At 67.8% G+C, this 15,498-nt stretch carries 11 protein-coding genes; 10 read left to right on the forward strand and 1 reads right to left on the reverse strand.

Annotated elements, in window-relative coordinates:
- Positions 1-86: 86 nt before the first annotated feature.
- A complete protein-coding gene (locus AB0J62_RS39405; RefSeq protein WP_363882630.1) occupies positions 87-2,315 on the forward strand; it encodes a hypothetical protein in 2,229 nt (742 codons plus the stop codon).
- On the opposite strand, the gene AB0J62_RS39410 is transcribed toward AB0J62_RS39405, so the two are convergent.
- Positions 2,308-3,324 carry a spore coat protein gene (locus AB0J62_RS39410; RefSeq protein ID WP_363882633.1) on the reverse strand — a complete coding sequence of 339 codons (1,017 nt, stop codon included), beginning with the start codon at positions 3,322-3,324 and terminating at the stop codon, positions 2,308-2,310. The two genes, AB0J62_RS39405 and AB0J62_RS39410, sit on opposite strands and share 8 nt — an antisense overlap.
- Positions 3,325-3,621: 297 nt before the next feature.
- Here AB0J62_RS39410 and pseB point away from each other — a divergent pair, with 297 nt between their 5' ends.
- The 9 genes from pseB to AB0J62_RS39455 all read left to right on the forward strand — a co-directional run bounded on the left by pseB (position 3,622) and on the right by AB0J62_RS39455 (position 15,407).
- Positions 3,622-4,605, forward strand: a complete 984-nt coding sequence (gene pseB / locus AB0J62_RS39415) for a UDP-N-acetylglucosamine 4,6-dehydratase (inverting) (RefSeq protein WP_363882636.1) — start codon at positions 3,622-3,624, stop codon at positions 4,603-4,605.
- Between the two features lie 2 nt (positions 4,606-4,607).
- On the forward strand, positions 4,608-5,732 hold the full coding sequence (pseC, locus tag AB0J62_RS39420) for a UDP-4-amino-4,6-dideoxy-N-acetyl-beta-L-altrosamine transaminase (protein ID WP_363882639.1): 1,125 nt from the start codon (positions 4,608-4,610) through the stop codon (positions 5,730-5,732).
- Between the two features lie 10 nt (positions 5,733-5,742).
- Positions 5,743-7,137 carry a hypothetical protein gene (locus AB0J62_RS39425; RefSeq protein WP_363882642.1) on the forward strand — a complete coding sequence of 465 codons (1,395 nt, stop codon included), beginning with the start codon at positions 5,743-5,745 and terminating at the stop codon, positions 7,135-7,137.
- Positions 7,137-7,952 carry a hypothetical protein gene (locus tag AB0J62_RS39430; protein ID WP_363882644.1) on the forward strand — a complete coding sequence of 272 codons (816 nt, stop codon included), beginning with the start codon at positions 7,137-7,139 and terminating at the stop codon, positions 7,950-7,952. The genes AB0J62_RS39425 and AB0J62_RS39430 overlap by 1 nt, the downstream gene beginning before the upstream one ends.
- Positions 7,940-8,686 (forward strand): glycosyltransferase family protein, encoded by a 747-nt coding sequence (locus tag AB0J62_RS39435; RefSeq protein WP_363882646.1) that lies wholly within the window; start codon positions 7,940-7,942, stop codon positions 8,684-8,686. The genes AB0J62_RS39430 and AB0J62_RS39435 overlap by 13 nt, the downstream gene beginning before the upstream one ends.
- A gap of 38 nt (positions 8,687-8,724) precedes the next feature.
- The gene (locus AB0J62_RS39440; RefSeq protein WP_134105982.1) at positions 8,725-9,561 is read left to right on the forward strand and encodes a class I SAM-dependent methyltransferase; all 837 of its coding nucleotides are present in this window, start codon (positions 8,725-8,727) and stop codon (positions 9,559-9,561) included.
- Positions 9,562-9,643: 82 nt separating this feature from the next.
- Complete coding sequence (locus tag AB0J62_RS39445) at positions 9,644-9,988, forward strand: DUF485 domain-containing protein (protein WP_137252138.1); 345 nt, start codon at positions 9,644-9,646, stop codon at positions 9,986-9,988.
- Entirely contained in the window at positions 9,985-11,622 is a 1,638-nt protein-coding gene (locus AB0J62_RS39450; protein ID WP_363882651.1) for a cation acetate symporter, read from the forward strand. The genes AB0J62_RS39445 and AB0J62_RS39450 overlap by 4 nt, the downstream gene beginning before the upstream one ends.
- 206 nt (positions 11,623-11,828) lie before the next feature.
- Positions 11,829-15,407 (forward strand): discoidin domain-containing protein, encoded by a 3,579-nt coding sequence (locus tag AB0J62_RS39455; RefSeq protein ID WP_363882654.1) that lies wholly within the window; start codon positions 11,829-11,831, stop codon positions 15,405-15,407.
- Positions 15,408-15,498: the final 91 nt, after the last annotated feature.

Consider the following 15,498-nt stretch of genomic DNA (forward strand, 5'->3'; position numbering starts at 1 on the left):
AGCTTAAGGCATCATGGTGACCTCGAGGTGACCACCCGTGAATCGCCGGGCACGCTCTGCGGCGAGTTTCACATTAGTGTTACGGCATGCGCGCGAGAGCGAGGCGGCGGGGGCCGCGTACTGCGGGGCCTTCCCTTTCCGGTCTGGTCGCCGGGCTGGCCGTCGTGGTGCTGGCGCTCGTCCTGCTCGCCCTGCACGCGACGTTCTTCGAGCTCGTCCGGTTCGTGCTGTTCACCGGGGTCGCGGTCATGCTCCCCGGGTTCGCGCTGTGGCGGCTGATCGGCGGGTACGGACGCAACCTGGTCGAGGACCTGTCCGCGGGGTTCGCAGTCGGGACAGCCGGGCAGGTGCTGGTCTACCTGGCCAGTGCGTCGATCGGTCTGCAGGCGTGGTCGTGGGTCTGGGCTCCGGTCGTGCTGGTGGTCGCGTTCGTCGACAGTGACGCCCGGGCGCGGGTCTGGCGGCGGGTCGAGCAGCCGCTGCGGCCGCTGCAGGCGTGGCTGCTCGCGACGTCGACCGCGGTGGTGCTGCTGATCGTCTATCGGCGCGGTCCGGGGCAGTTCCTCCCGGCGTACACGGATCCGCTGCGCGCCTACCCGGATCTGGCCTTCCAGCAGGCGCTGGCCGCGAGTGCGAAGTACGACGTACCGATCTCGACGCTGTGGCTCGGCGGAGAGCCGATGAAGTACCACACGTTCTTCCACCAGGCGACGGCGGCGACGCAGTGGGCTACGCGGATCGATCTGACTGATCTGATCCATTCGCTGAGCTGGCTGCCGCTGTTCCTCGCTGGGTGCGGGCTGGTGTTCGCGCTGACCACTCGGCTCGCTCCGACGTCGGAGTCGGGCGCCACCTGGGCCGGGCCGCTCGCTGTGTTCGTCGCCGGCCTCGGTGGGGCCATGCAGCCGTTCGCCGGAGCTGGACTGGGCGGGGTGTCCACTGCGGTCGCGGCGTACCTGAGTCCTACGCAGAACCTCGGAGTACTGATCGCACTGGCCGTGTGCATCGTGACAGTGGACCTGTTGCGGTCCGACGGCAAGCCGCGCAGCCGATGGGTGTTACTGGTGCTGCTCGCGCTGGTCGCGGCCGGGGCGAAGTCGACGATCCTGCCGCTGGTGGGAGTCGGGTTCGCATTCGCGTTCCTGCAGCTGGGGCTGGCGCGACGGAGTACTCGACCTGCGTTCTTCGGTGGGTTGTTGTCGCTCGCGGTGTTCGTGGCCGCGCTGATCACGATCTTCGGCGGGAGCACCTGGGGTACGGAGATCAAGCCGTTCGAGACGTTCGTCCAGCTGGCGCCGTACTCGCTGCTGATGCCGAACCCGCACGCGCAGTTGTTGTCTGGGGCAACGACTTTGCTGAGTTGGGCGCTGGCGGCCTCCGGATTGTTCTTCCTCGGGCGGAGGTGGCGGGACACCGGCGCGGTTTTCCTGGCCGGCTTCGTGGTCGCGGGGTTGCTGGGCACGCTGCTGACGACACAGTCCGGCGTCAGCCAGCTCTACTTCCTCCGTACTGCGTTCCCAGTCGTCGCGGTACTCGCGTCTGCCGGGCTGGCAAACCTGGTCGGGCGGCTCCGCGATCGACGAGCCGTAGTGCTTGTCGGGGCGGCTGGACTCCTCGGTCTGGTCGCGCTGGCGATCGCTCGATGGCAGTCCGCTGATCTGCCCGGCATCAAGGCGCCCTGGCTGTGGACGCTGGCCGCCGTCCTGGCGGTTGCTGTGCTGGTGGCCGTCGTCTGGAAGCTGGCGCGGAGACCGGGCAACTTCTTCGTGGCGTTGCTCGGTGCTGCGGTGGCAGCGTGCATGATCGGCGCAGCGCTGGTGCCTCTGCAGGCGTTCGTGTCGGACAAGGCGTCGAATCTGGTCTTCGCGCATCCGTTCCGCGGCGGTGCGACGGCTGCCGAAGCGGGCGCTGCTCGGTGGCTCCAGCGAAACAGCGCACCGGGCGATCTGGTCGCGACCAACGCCCACTGCATCATCCAGCGCGACGGCCTCTGCGACAGCCGGCACTTCTGGCTCGCTGCGTTGTCGGAGCGCCCAGTGCTCATCGAAGGCTGGTCGTACTCCAATCAGGCGAACCGGATCGCCCTCACCACCGGCGGCAACCCGAGCCTCATCCCGTACTGGGACAGCAGCGAGCTGGCCGCCAACGACATCGCCTTCAAGTCACCCACACCGGCGTCGATCGACCGACTACGCCAGGCCGGAGTGCGCTGGCTGTACGCCGACAACCGGGCCGGCGGAGTGTCACCCGCGCTCCGCAACTACGTCCGCCTGCGCCACGCCACTCTGGACGCGACGATCTACGAACTCAGATGAGCTGCAGAAGGGCGTCAGCCACCCGCTCCCGCCCTCGGCCGTCGACCAGCTCCCAGCCGGCGCTCGCCAACCGGCCACGCTCTGCCGGGTCGGTCAGCAATCGCTTGAGAGTTGTGACCGCGGACGACGCGTCTGTCTCCAGTGCTCTCAACAGACCCAGCCCAGCCGCCGCGCCGGTGCCGACAGCGCGCTCGTAGCCCATCACCTGGTTGTCGACCACACAGACCAGCCCGGTCGTTGCACCGAGGCACAGCAGCTCCCAGGTCGACGTACCCGACGCACTGATGGTCAGATCGGCCTCACGAACCCGCGCGGCCAGCTGATTGGTCGGGCCGATGGTCTGGAGGCGCTGATGCGGCTGCAGGTCGACCGCAGCGATCCGTGCGGCCAGATCGGGGCTGGGTGCGACGACGGTGGCCTCGAACGGCAGACCGGTCGCCGCGAGCGCGCGGACGACGTACGGGCCGGCGCCGAAGGCGTCTGTGCCACCGAAGAACGCGAACACTTTCGGTACCTCGGTCTGCCGGGCCGTCGGCGGCTCCGCGGGACGGTGGTCGAGGACCTCGTCGCGGATCATCACGTACGGCAGACCGGCCAGCCGGACCGAGTCCCGCGGCAGCGCGGGGTGGTCGAGCTCGGCGGCGAGGTTCTGGTCGACCAGCACGTCCGCCTCGGCGCCACGGAAGTCGCCGTCGACGATCGCCAGCGTGGGAAGCACCCGGACCGCTGCGTAGACGGACGAGTCCAGGTCGTAGGAGTCGAAGACCGCCGCGTCGAGCCCCAGCCGTCCGAAGAGCTCCACGTGCTCGGCAGGCGTCCAAACAGCGGGATGTACGTCGATACCGCGCGCCGCGATCTGGTCCGCGGCCCATGGCACGGTGTGCGCATCGCAGATGAAGACCAGTTCGACGTCGCGCCGGCGTACCTCCTCGGCGAGCGCCAGGCAGCGCATCACATGGCCGATGCCCCGGTCCGGCCCCACATCACATCGCACTCCGACGCGTTTCACGGCCGCCAGTGTCCCGCAAGCGGTGTGGCTTGAGTGATAGCGGTGTCCAGGTGCGTGCATCGGGGTGCTTGGTCAGTGGCCTCGATGCGGAGCATCGTGGGCGCTGGCCAAGTGCACCGAGGTGCGTGCCTGGGCGCCGATAGCGCCAAGCCACACCGCTTGCGGGACACTAACGTACGTTTGATCACCCGGGGCTGAGACAGTGGATTGAAGGACTGGTTCACGGGGCAGCTATTGTTTCGAGGTCCGTACCGCGTGTGTGCGGTTCGGAACTGTCCGTCAGAAGGGTCCGCTCGCGTGTCAATTCTCACCGGCTCAGACATCCTGGTCACGGGCGGCACCGGGTCGTTCGGCCGGAGCTTCGTACGGCACGCGCTGAACCAGTTGGACCCGCGCCGCATCATCGTCTTCAGCCGCGACGAGCTGAAGCAATGGGAGGTCCGGCAGCTGTTCGGTGACGACCCGCGGCTGCGGTTCTTCCTCGGCGACGTCCGCGACCGTTCCCGCTTGCTGCGGGCGATGCACCGGGTCGACTACGTCGTCCACGCCGCGGCGCTGAAGCAGGTGGACAGCGGTGAGTACAACCCGTGGGAGTTCGTCCAGACCAACGTGATCGGCTCGCAGAACGTCATCGAGGCGGCGATCGACTGCGGCGTGAAGCGGGTCGTGGCGCTGTCCACGGACAAGGCGTCGAGCCCGATCAACCTGTACGGCGCGACCAAGCTGACCGCGGACAAGCTGTTCATCAACGGCAACCACTACGCGGCGGCGTACGACACCCGCTTCAGCGTCGTGCGATACGGCAATGTGATGGGCAGCCGGGGCTCGATCATCCCGAAGTTCCGCGCGCTGCACGCGGCCGGCCAGTCGCTGCCGATCACCGACCTGCGCTGCACCCGGTTCCTGATCACGCTGCCGGAGGCGGTCGAGTTCGTGGTCGACTCGTTCGACCTGATGACCGGCGGCGAGCTGTACGTGCCGCGGATCCCGTCGATGAAGGTGACCGACCTGGCCGAGGCGATCGCGCCCGGCGCGAGCATGCACGACGTCGGGCTGCGCCCCGGCGAGAAGCTGCACGAGGAGATGATCAGCCCGGAGGAAGGCCGCCGCGCGCTGTCCCTCGGCAATCGCTTCGTGCTGCAGCCGGACCTGGCCACCTGGGGCTACCAACCGCCAGTCGACGGCCGGCCTGTCGCGGGCGACTTCCACTACGCGTCGGATACCAACGACCAGTGGTACACGATCGAGGAGATCCGCAAGATCCTCGAGAGCGACGTCTGACCGTGCTGCCGTACGGACGCCAGTCGATCTCCGAGGAGGACATCGCGGCGGTCACCGCCGTACTGCGGGGCGACTGGCTGACGACCGGGCCGGCAGTCACCGCCTTCGAGCAGGCGGTGTCGGAGCTCTCCGGCGGACATCGAGCCGTCAGCTGCACGTCGGGCACCGCGGCACTGCACATCGCGTACGCCGCCCTCGGTGTCGGACCGGGCGACGAGGTCATCACCACCCCCATGACCTTCGTAGCCACCGCGTCCTGTGCAGCCATCCTCGGCGCAAAGGTGACCTTCGCCGACGTGGACTACGACACAGGCCTCATCGACCCCGCCGCTGTGGAAGCTGCTCTCACCGAGCAGTCGAGGGTCATCGCCGCGGTCGACTATGCCGGCCAAGCCGCCGACTACACCGCACTGCAACCGCTGGCAGATCGGGTCGGCGCCCAGACGCTGGCCGACGCCGCCCACTCCGTCGGTGGCTCTGCTGATGGCCGCCCGGTCGGCGACCTGGCCGATGTCACCACCATGTCGTTCTTCCCGACGAAGAACCTCACCACGGGCGAAGGCGGCGCGGTCATCTGCAAGGACCCGGCCGTCGCCCAGCGCGCCCACGAGTTCCACTTCATCGGCCTCGTCCGCGACCCTTCGCGCTTCGAGCTCACCGACGAGGGCCCGTGGCACCAAGAGGTCCACGAGTACGGCGTGAACTACCGCCTGACGGATCTCGGCGCAGCGCTCGGCCTCTCACAGCTCGCCCGGCTCGCCGAGTTCAAGCGCCGTCGTACGGAGATCACCGCGCGCTACAACGAGGCCTTTGCGGGCGTGGACGGTCTGCGTACGCCGGTCCAGCGGGACGGCGTCGACCCGATGTGGCATCTCTACCCGATCCGCGTCCTCGGCGGGCGACGGCGCGAGGTGTTCGAGCAGATGCGCGCGGCGGGGATCGGCGTACAGGTCAACTACATTCCGGTGTACTGGCATCCGGTGTTCGCGCGGCAGGGCTACCAGCGTGGGTTGTGCCCGAATGCGGAGCGGTACTACGCCGAGGAACTGTCCCTTCCTCTCTTCCCGGCCCTCACCGACGGTGACGTGGACCGGGTGATCGAGACCTTGCTCAGACTGGTTGGCTAACGTGACAGATGTGACCCGATCGAACCTGATCGGCGGAGAGATGCTGAATTGGTCGGATCTGCACCCGGGCGACGCCCGCCCGGCAGCCGCCGGATCCGCAGCCACAGCACTCCTGGCCGCCGTGCTGCAGCCGGAGGACTCCGTCCTGATCGCAGGACCTCACGCCGCCGACCTCGTCACCGCTGTTGCTGGGCAGGTGACGTCGGTGGATCTGCTCGTCCGCTCCGCGCCGGACGCCGAGGAGCTGGCCGAACTCCTCTCCACCACCAAGGGCGAGGTCGTCTGCGGCTCTCTCGACCGCTTCCCGATCGACCACAAGAGCGGCGGGTACGACGTGGTCGTTGCGTTGGACGGGTTGGAGCGCCTCGTCGGGCCCGACACGGCGAAGTTCTCCTGGGGTGAGGCGCTTGCGCGGCTTCAGGGGCAGCTTGCACCGGGTGGACGGTTGTTGCTCGGGGCGGAGAACTCGTTCGGGTTCCAGCGGTTGGTGCAGCCGGATATCGCGGCGGCTCTGCCGCGGGACGAGGACTGGGGGCGGGACCTCTCCGACCGCGCGCCAGCTGGCCTCAAACCTCTCACCGCCGCACTCGCTGCCCACACAGGTGGCGTGCAAACTTATGCGGTGTTTCCGTCGCTGACCCAGGCGGAGGTTGCGCTGAGTGCGGTTGACGGGTTCGCCGGCGTTGTCGCGGCCCGGCATGTTGCTTCACGCAACGATGGGCCGGTGTTGATGGATCCGTATCGGGTGGTGCTCGATGCGGCTGCGGCTGGGCTCGGCCTGGAGTTGGCGCCGGCTTGGTACTTCGTGGTTGGGGCGGATGCTCCGGGTGTGTTGCCTGCGGGGGTTGTGCCTGAGGGCGAAGGTGTCTTGTTGGAGGAGCACCTTTTGCTGGCCCTGCGCTGTGATGATCAGGCCGAGCTTCGGCGAGTGATTCCTGGCTACGTGGCTTGGCTGGCGGCAGGGGGCGCAGGCTCGCCGGACAACGTGATCCTGGACGGGTCGTCGTACCGGCTGTTCGGGGAACCGCAGGAACTCGACGTCGTGGAGCACCTGGAGCGGTTCGCGAAGCGCGCGCTGGAAAGTGGCTCTCGGCAACCATGGCCGGCAGCAGCTGATCCGCACGCCTTGACCGCGCGGTTGGCCGCGATGGCTGGGATCACCGTGCCCGAGCGCGAGTTCAGCCCGGACGAAGTGATCCGCCCGCGCGGCAGCGCCGAGCAGCTCGCGACAGTCGCCCGGCTCGCTGACGAACTCGCTCATGCGAGCGCCCGCGCGATCCTCTTCGAAGGGACCGTGAGCGGCATCCGTCGTTCGCTCCCGTATCGCGTCGGCCATGCCGTCCTCAACCCGGCGCGCGTCATCCGCCGCCGCCTCAAGCGGGTGCTGCGGAAGGTGCGGCGCTGATGCACCACGCCAACCACTTCTATGGCCATGCCAACATCATGGCGGCGTACGCCGGGCTCTCGAAGCCACCGCGCATCTGGGGCTACCTGCAGCACGGCTGGAACATCCTTGACGGGTTCGCGCACGGCACGAACTTCGCGCCGGGGATGCCGAAGTTCGTCTGGTCCGACAGCGTCCGCCGCCGCGGGCACGCGCTGGGGCTGCGCAACTACTCGGTGATCGGCTCGGTCTGGCTGTACCTGCTCAAGGTGCACCCGGAGCTCGCCACACCCTCGAAACGTGCCAAGGGCACCATTTTCTACCCGTTCCACGGCTGGGAAGGTCAGCACGTGCTCGGCGACCACGGCCGGATCGTTGCCTCGATCAACGAGCACGAGACCGGCCCGGTCACGGTCTGCCTGTACTGGAACGAGTACGACAAGCCCGCGATCCGCAACGTCTACAAGGACGCCGGATTCCGGGTCATCACGCACGGCTACCGCGGCCTGCACTGGCGCCGTACCAACGCCAAGTTCCTGGTCAACCAGCTCCGTGAGCTCCGCAAGCACGAGCGCGTCGCGTCCAACCGCCTCAGCTCGGCGGTTCTGTACGGCGCCTCGCTCGGACTGCAGCCCGGGGTCTACGGTGATCCTATGGTGCTGGAGAACGAGCACCCGTCGTTCGGCGGCCAGGCGCGGATCAAACGGTTGTGGCCGGAGCTCGACCAGCCGTTCGTCCCGCCGGCGGTCGCGCGTGAGTTCACCGATACCGAGCTGGGCGTCGACCATGTCGCCGGTCCGGCCGAGATCCGGGAGATGTTCCGATGGAACTCCTGAAAATAGGCATCATCACGCAGGTGCGGGTGACCAGCACCCGGCTGCCGGCCAAGGTGCTGCTGAGCGTCGCGGGCCGTTCGTACCTCGAACACCACCTCGACCGGCTGAGCCGGACCGGCCTGCAGGTGATCGTTGCCACCACCACCAATGTCCACGACGACCTGGTGGTGGAGGTGTGTCATGAGGACGGCATCCCGGTCTTCCGCGGCAGCGAGGACGACGTTCTGAGCCGGTTCGCCGGCGCCGCCCGCGAGCACGAGCTGGACGCGGTCGTCCGGGTGACGTCCGACTGCCCGCTGATCGACCCGGAGATCGTTGCCGCGGGCGTCGATCGGTGGCGGGCCGAGAACGACCTCGACCTCTACATCTCGAACTGCCTCGAGCGGACCTACCCGCGCGGCATGGACTTCGAGATCTTCTCCACCGCCCGGTTGTACGACGCGGAGGCGAAGGCCACGCTCAAGGCCGACCGCGAGCACGTCACGCCGTACCTGCATCAGAACCGGTCCGGCGAGATGCGGTTGCTGAATCTGCCCTGGTCGGGCGGCTCCAGGAACGCGGCGCAGTACCGGCTCACGCTCGACACCGCGGACGACTGGAAGTTGCTCGACGCCCTGATCGAGGACTTCGACGCGCCCCGGCTCAGCTGCGCCGAACTGGTCGCGATCCTCGACGCCCACCCGGAGCTGGCCGCGCTCAACGCGCACATCGAGCAGAAGAAGCTCGGCGAGTGACGACACGCAGGCCGTCCACTACGGCATGATTTACGGTGATGACCACCGATGATCCAGCCGGGGACTCCGCGGACAGCCCCGCCAACGGCGCGCACGCGGCGCGGGCGACGTCGTTCGGCGCCGTCGCGGCCGCGTACGACGTGGGCCGGCCGACGTTCCCGGTCGAGTCGCTGGCCTGGATCCTGGGCCCGGGCCGCGGGCTGCAGGTCCTCGATCTGGGAGCCGGCACCGGCAAGCTCGCCGCAGTCGCCGCCGAGCTCGGCCACGACGTGATCGCGGTCGACCCGTCGCAGGAGATGCTCGAGGTCTGCCGCCGGCGGTCCGGTATCGACACGATGGTCGGCGCCGCGGAGTCGATCCCGCTCGCGCACGCCTCGGTCGACGCGGTCATCGTCGGGCAGGCGTTCCACTGGTTCGACCACGCCCGCGCGCTGCCGGAGATCGCCCGCGTGCTGCGGCCGAACGGCGTACTGGGCCTGCTCTGGAACAACGCGGACACCGTGGTGCCGTGGGTCCGGCGGATCTTCCAGGTCATCCAGGGCGACGGCGCCGGGGGCAGCGACCGGTTCGATCCGGTGCCGATCCTCGACCAGTCGAACCTGTTCACCCCGCCGGAGTTCCTCCGGTTCCGGCACTGGCACGACCTCAACCGCGAGGGGCTGCGGCAACTGGCCCAGTCGCACTCGCGGGTCGCCGTACTCAAGGACACCCGGCGCGACCAGGTCCTGGACCAGATCGAGCTGATCTACGAGCACACCGCCCGGCCGCCGGAGGCGCTGCGGATGCCGTACTTCACCGATTGTTTCCGGGCGCACCCCAGCGAGTTCGCCAATTACCGCCGTACCGTCGACGGGCCGGTCGCACCCCATCTCTAGAAACGTTTTGGTTGCGGTAGGTCACAAATCGGGGACTTGCGGCTAACGTGCACCTGTTCGAGTCCGGGCAAAAGGGGAACTGATGGACGACCAGGCGGTGCGCGAGCGGGATGCCCGCGCCTACGAGGCTGTTTACGAGGCAGCCGATTTCACCGAGCTGAAACGGCGCTACAAGAACTTCGTGGTGCCGTGGACCATCACCTTCATGGCCTGGTACCTGGCCTACGTCGCGTGCAACAACTGGGCCCGCGGCTTCATGAGCCACCGGATCGGCGGCAGCCACATCAACGTCGCGCTGATCTTCGGCCTGCTGCAGTTCGTGTCGACGTTCGTGATCGCGGCCCTGTACGGCCGGTTCGCCAACCGCAAGCTCGATCCGCTGGCCCACGGCCTGAACGCCAAGTACAAGAGGGAGCGCCGCCGGTGAACTCGCTTCTCATCCCGCTGGCAACCGAGCCGGGCAACCGGGCGCTGACGATCTCGCTGTTCAGCGCGGTCGTTGCCGTGACGCTGTACATCACCTGGTGGGCGTCCCGGCAGAACAAGACCGCCGCCGACTACTACGCCGGCGGCCGTTCGTTCAGCGGCGCGCAGAACGGCCTGGCGGTCGCGGGTGACTACATGTCCGCGGCGTCGTTCCTCGGCATCTCCGGCCAGATCGCCCTCTACGGGTACGACGGCTTCCTGTACTCGATCGGGTTCCTGGTCGCCTGGCTGGTCGCGCTGCTGCTGATCGCCGAACTGCTGCGGAACTCGGGCCGCTTCACGATGGCCGACCAGCTCGCGTTCCGGATGAAGCAGCGACCGGTCCGGACGGCGGCCGCGACCTCGACGATCGTGGTGTCGATCTTCTACCTGCTCGCCCAGATGGTCGGCGCGGGCGCGCTGGTCGGGCTGCTGCTCGGCGTGAAGAGCGAGGGTCTGAAGGCGGCCGTGATCATCCTGGTCGGCGCGCTGATGATCATCTACGTGACGGTCGGCGGCATGAAGGGGACCACCTGGGTGCAAATCGTGAAGGCCGTGCTGCTGATGGCCGGCACCGTCGTGATCACGTTCCTCGTCCTGCTGAAATTCCACTTCAACCTCTCCGACCTGCTCGGTTCGGCCGCGGCGAAGTCCGGTCATGGCGAGTCGTTCCTGCAGCCCGGTCTGCTGTACGGCAAGGACCTCACCGGCCAGATCGACTTCCTGTCGCTCGGCCTCGCCCTGGTCCTCGGTACGGCGGGTCTGCCGCACATCCTGATCCGCTTCTACACCGTGCCGGACTCGCGCTCCGCGCGGCGCTCGGTGCAGTGGGCGATCGGTCTGATCGGCGTGTTCTACCTGATGACGCTGGCCCTCGGGTTCGGCGCGGCGGCGCTGCTCGACACCGGCAAGGGTTCGGCGGTGGCCGAGTCCAAGGGCAACGTCGCGTCGCCGCTGCTGGCGGAGTCCGTGGGTGGTGGCGCCGGTTCGATCGGCGGCGCGATCCTGCTGGCGCTGATCGCGGCGGTCGCGTTCGCGACGATCCTCGCGGTGGTCGCCGGACTCACGCTGACGTCGGCGTCGTCGTTCGCCCACGACCTGTACGCGAACGTGATCGCGAAGGAGAAGCCGTCCGAGAAGGCCGAGCTGCGGGTGGCGCGGTTCGCGGCGGTCGGGATCGGTGCGGTGGCGATCGCGCTGGCGATCCCGGCGCAGAAGCTCAACATCGCGTTCCTGGTCGCACTGGCCTTCGCGGTCGCGGCCTCGGCGAACCTGCCGGCTCTGCTGTTCAACCTGTTCTGGAAGCGGTTCAACACCGCGGGCGCGACCTGGAGCATCTACGGCGGCCTGATCTCCGCCGTTGTCCTGGTCGTCTTCTCGCCGGTGGTGTCGGGCAAGCCGACGTCGATGATCACCGGCACCGACTTCCACTGGTTCCCGCTGTCGAACCCGGGCATCGTGTCGATCCCGCTGGGCTTCCTGTTCGGCGTCCTCGGCACGTACCTCGGCCGGGACAGGGCGAGCGAACTGCGCTACAAGGAGCTCTCGGTCCGCGCATTCACCGGCGCCGGCGCGGAGGGTCCTGCCAAGCACTGACCCAAGCACTGACCCAAGCTGACACTGTTCCCCCGAGGGCCCGGCTCGCTCGATGCGAGCCGGGCCCTCGTCGTTCCCGAACCGTTGACGCCTGCGTGATGGTGCCGTAACAATGAGCCATCGTCGCGCAAGAAATGAGCAAGCTAGCGAAAGTTTTGAACTCCCGCGCGACAGCTCTTCCCTGACCCGCCCACCAGGAGAGGCCCATGCGTATTCCGAGATGGCGGTTGCTGACCGCCTTGCTGGCTGCGAGTCTCGCGGCGGCACCCCTCGTCCGGCCGGCGCCGGCCGCACAGGCTGCCGTACTCGCCGGACCGAACCTCGCGGCCGGCAAGGCCGCCTCGGCCAGTAGCAGCACCCAGAACTACGTCGCGTCGAACGTGACCGACGGCAACCAGAGCAGCTACTGGGAGAGCGCCAACAACGCGTTCCCGCAGTGGGTCCAGGTCGACCTCGGCTCGTCGGTCGCGACCAACCAGGTCGTGCTCAAGCTGCCGACCGCGAACTGGGGCGCCCGCGACGAGACCCTCGCGGTCCAGGGCAGCGTCGACGGGCAGAACTTCACCGACCTGTCGGCGTCGGCGGCGCGCACGTTCAGCCCGCCGGGCAACACCGTGACGGTCGACTACGGTACGGCGACCACGCGGTACGTCCGGATCCGGATCACCGCGAACACCGGCTGGCCGGCCGGGCAACTGTCCGAGCTCGAGGTCTACGGACCGGCGACCGGTGACACCCAGGCTCCCACCGCCCCGGGCGGCCTGGCCTTCACCGAGCCCGGCGCCGGCCAGATCCGCCTCACCTGGAACGCGTCGACCGACAACGTCGGGGTCATCGGGTACGACGTCTACGCCAACGGTCAACTGCGCACGAGCGTGGCCGGCAACGTGCTCACGTACACCGACAACCAGCCGGCCAACGTCTCGGTCTCGTACTTCGTTCGCGCGAAGGATGCTGCTGGCAACCAATCGGCGAACAGCAACACGGTCACGCGCAACGGCAGCGGCGGTCCGGGCAGCAATCTTGCGCTGCACAAGCCGATCACCGCGTCCGGATACACGTTCACCTACGTCCCCGCGAACGCGAACGACGACAACGTGACGACGTACTGGGAGGGCAATGCCAACCCGGCGACGCTGACCACGCAGCTCGGTGCGAACGCGGATCTCAGCTCGATCGTGGTCCGGCTCAACCCGGACCCGGCGTGGGGTCCTCGCACTCAGACCTTCTCGATCCTCGGTCGCGAGCAGAGCTCGTCAACCTTCACCACGATCGCTGCGTCCGCGTCGTACAACTTCAACCCGTCGAGCGGCAACAGCGTCACGATCCCGGTCAGCGCGCGGGTCGCCGACGTACGGCTGAACTTCACCGGGAACACCGGCGCACCGGCCGGGCAGGTTGCGGAGTTGCAGGTGCTCGGCGTACCGGCACCGAACCCAGACCTCACCTTGTCGGGCATCAGCTGGACGCCGACGTCGCCGGTCGAGACCGACGCGATCACGGTCCGCGCGACGGTCAACAACGGCGGTACGGCGGGCTCAGCGGCGACCGACGTGAACTTCTACCTCGGGAACACCAAGGTCGGCACGGCGGCGGTCGGCGCGCTCGCGGCCGGGGCGTCGACGACGGTCAGCGCATCGATCGGAACGCGCGACGCGGGGTCGTACTCGTTGAGCGCCAAGGTCGACGAGGCCAACACGGTGATCGAGCAGAACGACGGGAACAACACCGCCAATGCATCCGGGCCTCTGGTGGTGACTCCGGTTGCGAGCTCCGACCTCGTCGCGTCGGCAGTCAACTGGACGCCCGGCAACCCGTCGGCCGGCAACTCCGTCGCCTTCTCTGTTGCTCTGCGCAACCAAGGCAGTGTCGCCTCTGCGTCTGGTGCGCACGGGATCACGCTGACGGTGCTGAACGGGTCGTCGGTGGTGACGACGTTGACCGGGTCCTACAACGGTGCGATCGCGGCCGGCGCGACCACGCCAGCTGTTGCTCTTGGCAACTGGACCGCGGCGAACGGGCGTTACACCGTCCGCGTGGTGATTGCGGACGACGCCAACGAGCTGCCGGTGAAGCGGACGAACAACACGAGCGATCGGCCGCTGTTCGTCGGTCGTGGTGCGAACATGCCGTACGACCACCTGGAGGCCGAGGACGCCTCGGTCGGCGGCGGCGCGACCGTCATCGGCCCGAACCGGGCGATCGGCGATCTGGCCGGCGAGGCGTCCGGTCGGCGTGCGGTGACGCTCAACTCGAACGGTTCGTACGTCGAGTTCACCACGCGGGCGTCGACGAACACGCTGGTCACGCGGTTCTCGATGCCGGACTCCGCCGGTGGCGGCGGGCAGAGCTCGTCGATCAGCGTGTACATCAACGGCAGCTTCGCGAAAACGTTGCCGCTGACCTCGAAGTACGCCTGGCTGTACGGCGCAGAGGCGTCGCCGAACAACTCGCCCGGCTCGGGGTCGGCCCGGCACATCTACGACGAAGCCAACATCATGCTCGACCAGACCTATCCGCAAGGCACGAAGATCCGCCTGCAGAAGGACCCGTCGAACGGCTCGACGTACTCGATCGACTTCATCGACACCGAGGCTGTCTCGGCTGTCCCGAATCCGGGCGCCGGGTACGTGACGCCGGCCGGCTTCACGCAGCAGGACGTGCAGAACGCGCTCGACCGGGTGCGGCAGGACACCACGCTGCAGGGCGTGTACCTACCGGCCGGTGAGTACCAGACGTCGTCGAAGTTCAACGTCTACGGCCGTGCGATCCGCGTCGTCGGCGCGGGGCCGTGGTTCACCCGGTTCGTGGCACCGCAGAACCAGTCGAACACCGATGTCGGGTTCGACGCGCAGTCCTCGGCGAACGGGTCGACATTCAGCGGATTCTCGTACTTCGGGAACTACGACAGCCGCAACGACGGCCCGGGGAAGGTCTTCAACTTCGCGGGTACGTCGAACATGACCATCGACAACATCTGGGTCGAGCACCAGATGTGCCTGTACTGGGGCGCGAACACCGACAACTCGGTGATCAAGAACTCGCGCATCCGGGACACGTTCGCCGACGGCATCAACATGACGAACGGGTCGGCCGGGAACACCGTCAGCAACAACGACGCACGCTCGACCGGCGACGACAGTTTCGCGCTCTTCAACGCCACCGACAACGGCGGCGGCGAGGTCCGGGACAACGTCTTCGAGAACCTGTCCGCGTCGCTGACATGGCGGGCGGCGGGCTTCGCGGTGTACGGCGGCACCAACAACATCTTCCGGAATTTGTACGCGGCGGACATGCTCACGTATCCCGGGATCACGATCAGTTCGCTCGACTTCGGCATTCCGATGAACGGTTTCGGCGCGACGCCGCCGACGGTTTTCGAGAATGCTTCGGTGGTGCGGTCCGGTGGGCACTTCTGGGGCAATCAGGCCTTCCCCGGGGTGTGGATCTTCTCGGCATCGAAGATCTTCCAGGGGATTCGCGTCAATGATCTGGACGTCGTCGATCCGACGTACAGCGGAATCATGTTCCAGACCAACTACGTCGGCGGGCAACCGCAGTTCCCGGTCGCGGACACCGTCTTCACCAACACCACCATCTCCGGAGCCCGCAAATCCGGCGATGCCTTCGACAGCAAGTCCGGCTTCGGAATCTGGGCCAACGAACTCCCCGAACCCGGCCAAGGCCCAGCCGTAGGCTCCGCCACCTTCAACAACCTGACCCTCACCAACAACGCGGTAGACATCCAGAACACAACCACCACGTTCACCCTCAACCGCAACTAACGCCCACGGAGCCGCCGGAGGACTCACCTCCGGCGGCTCCATCTCCATCTGCCCCAGGCTGCCCCGAGATGCCCCGGTGTCACATCCAACG

It is taken from the genome of Kribbella sp. NPDC049584, from assembly GCF_040675555.1.
GTDB lineage: Bacteria > Actinomycetota > Actinomycetes > Propionibacteriales > Kribbellaceae > Kribbella.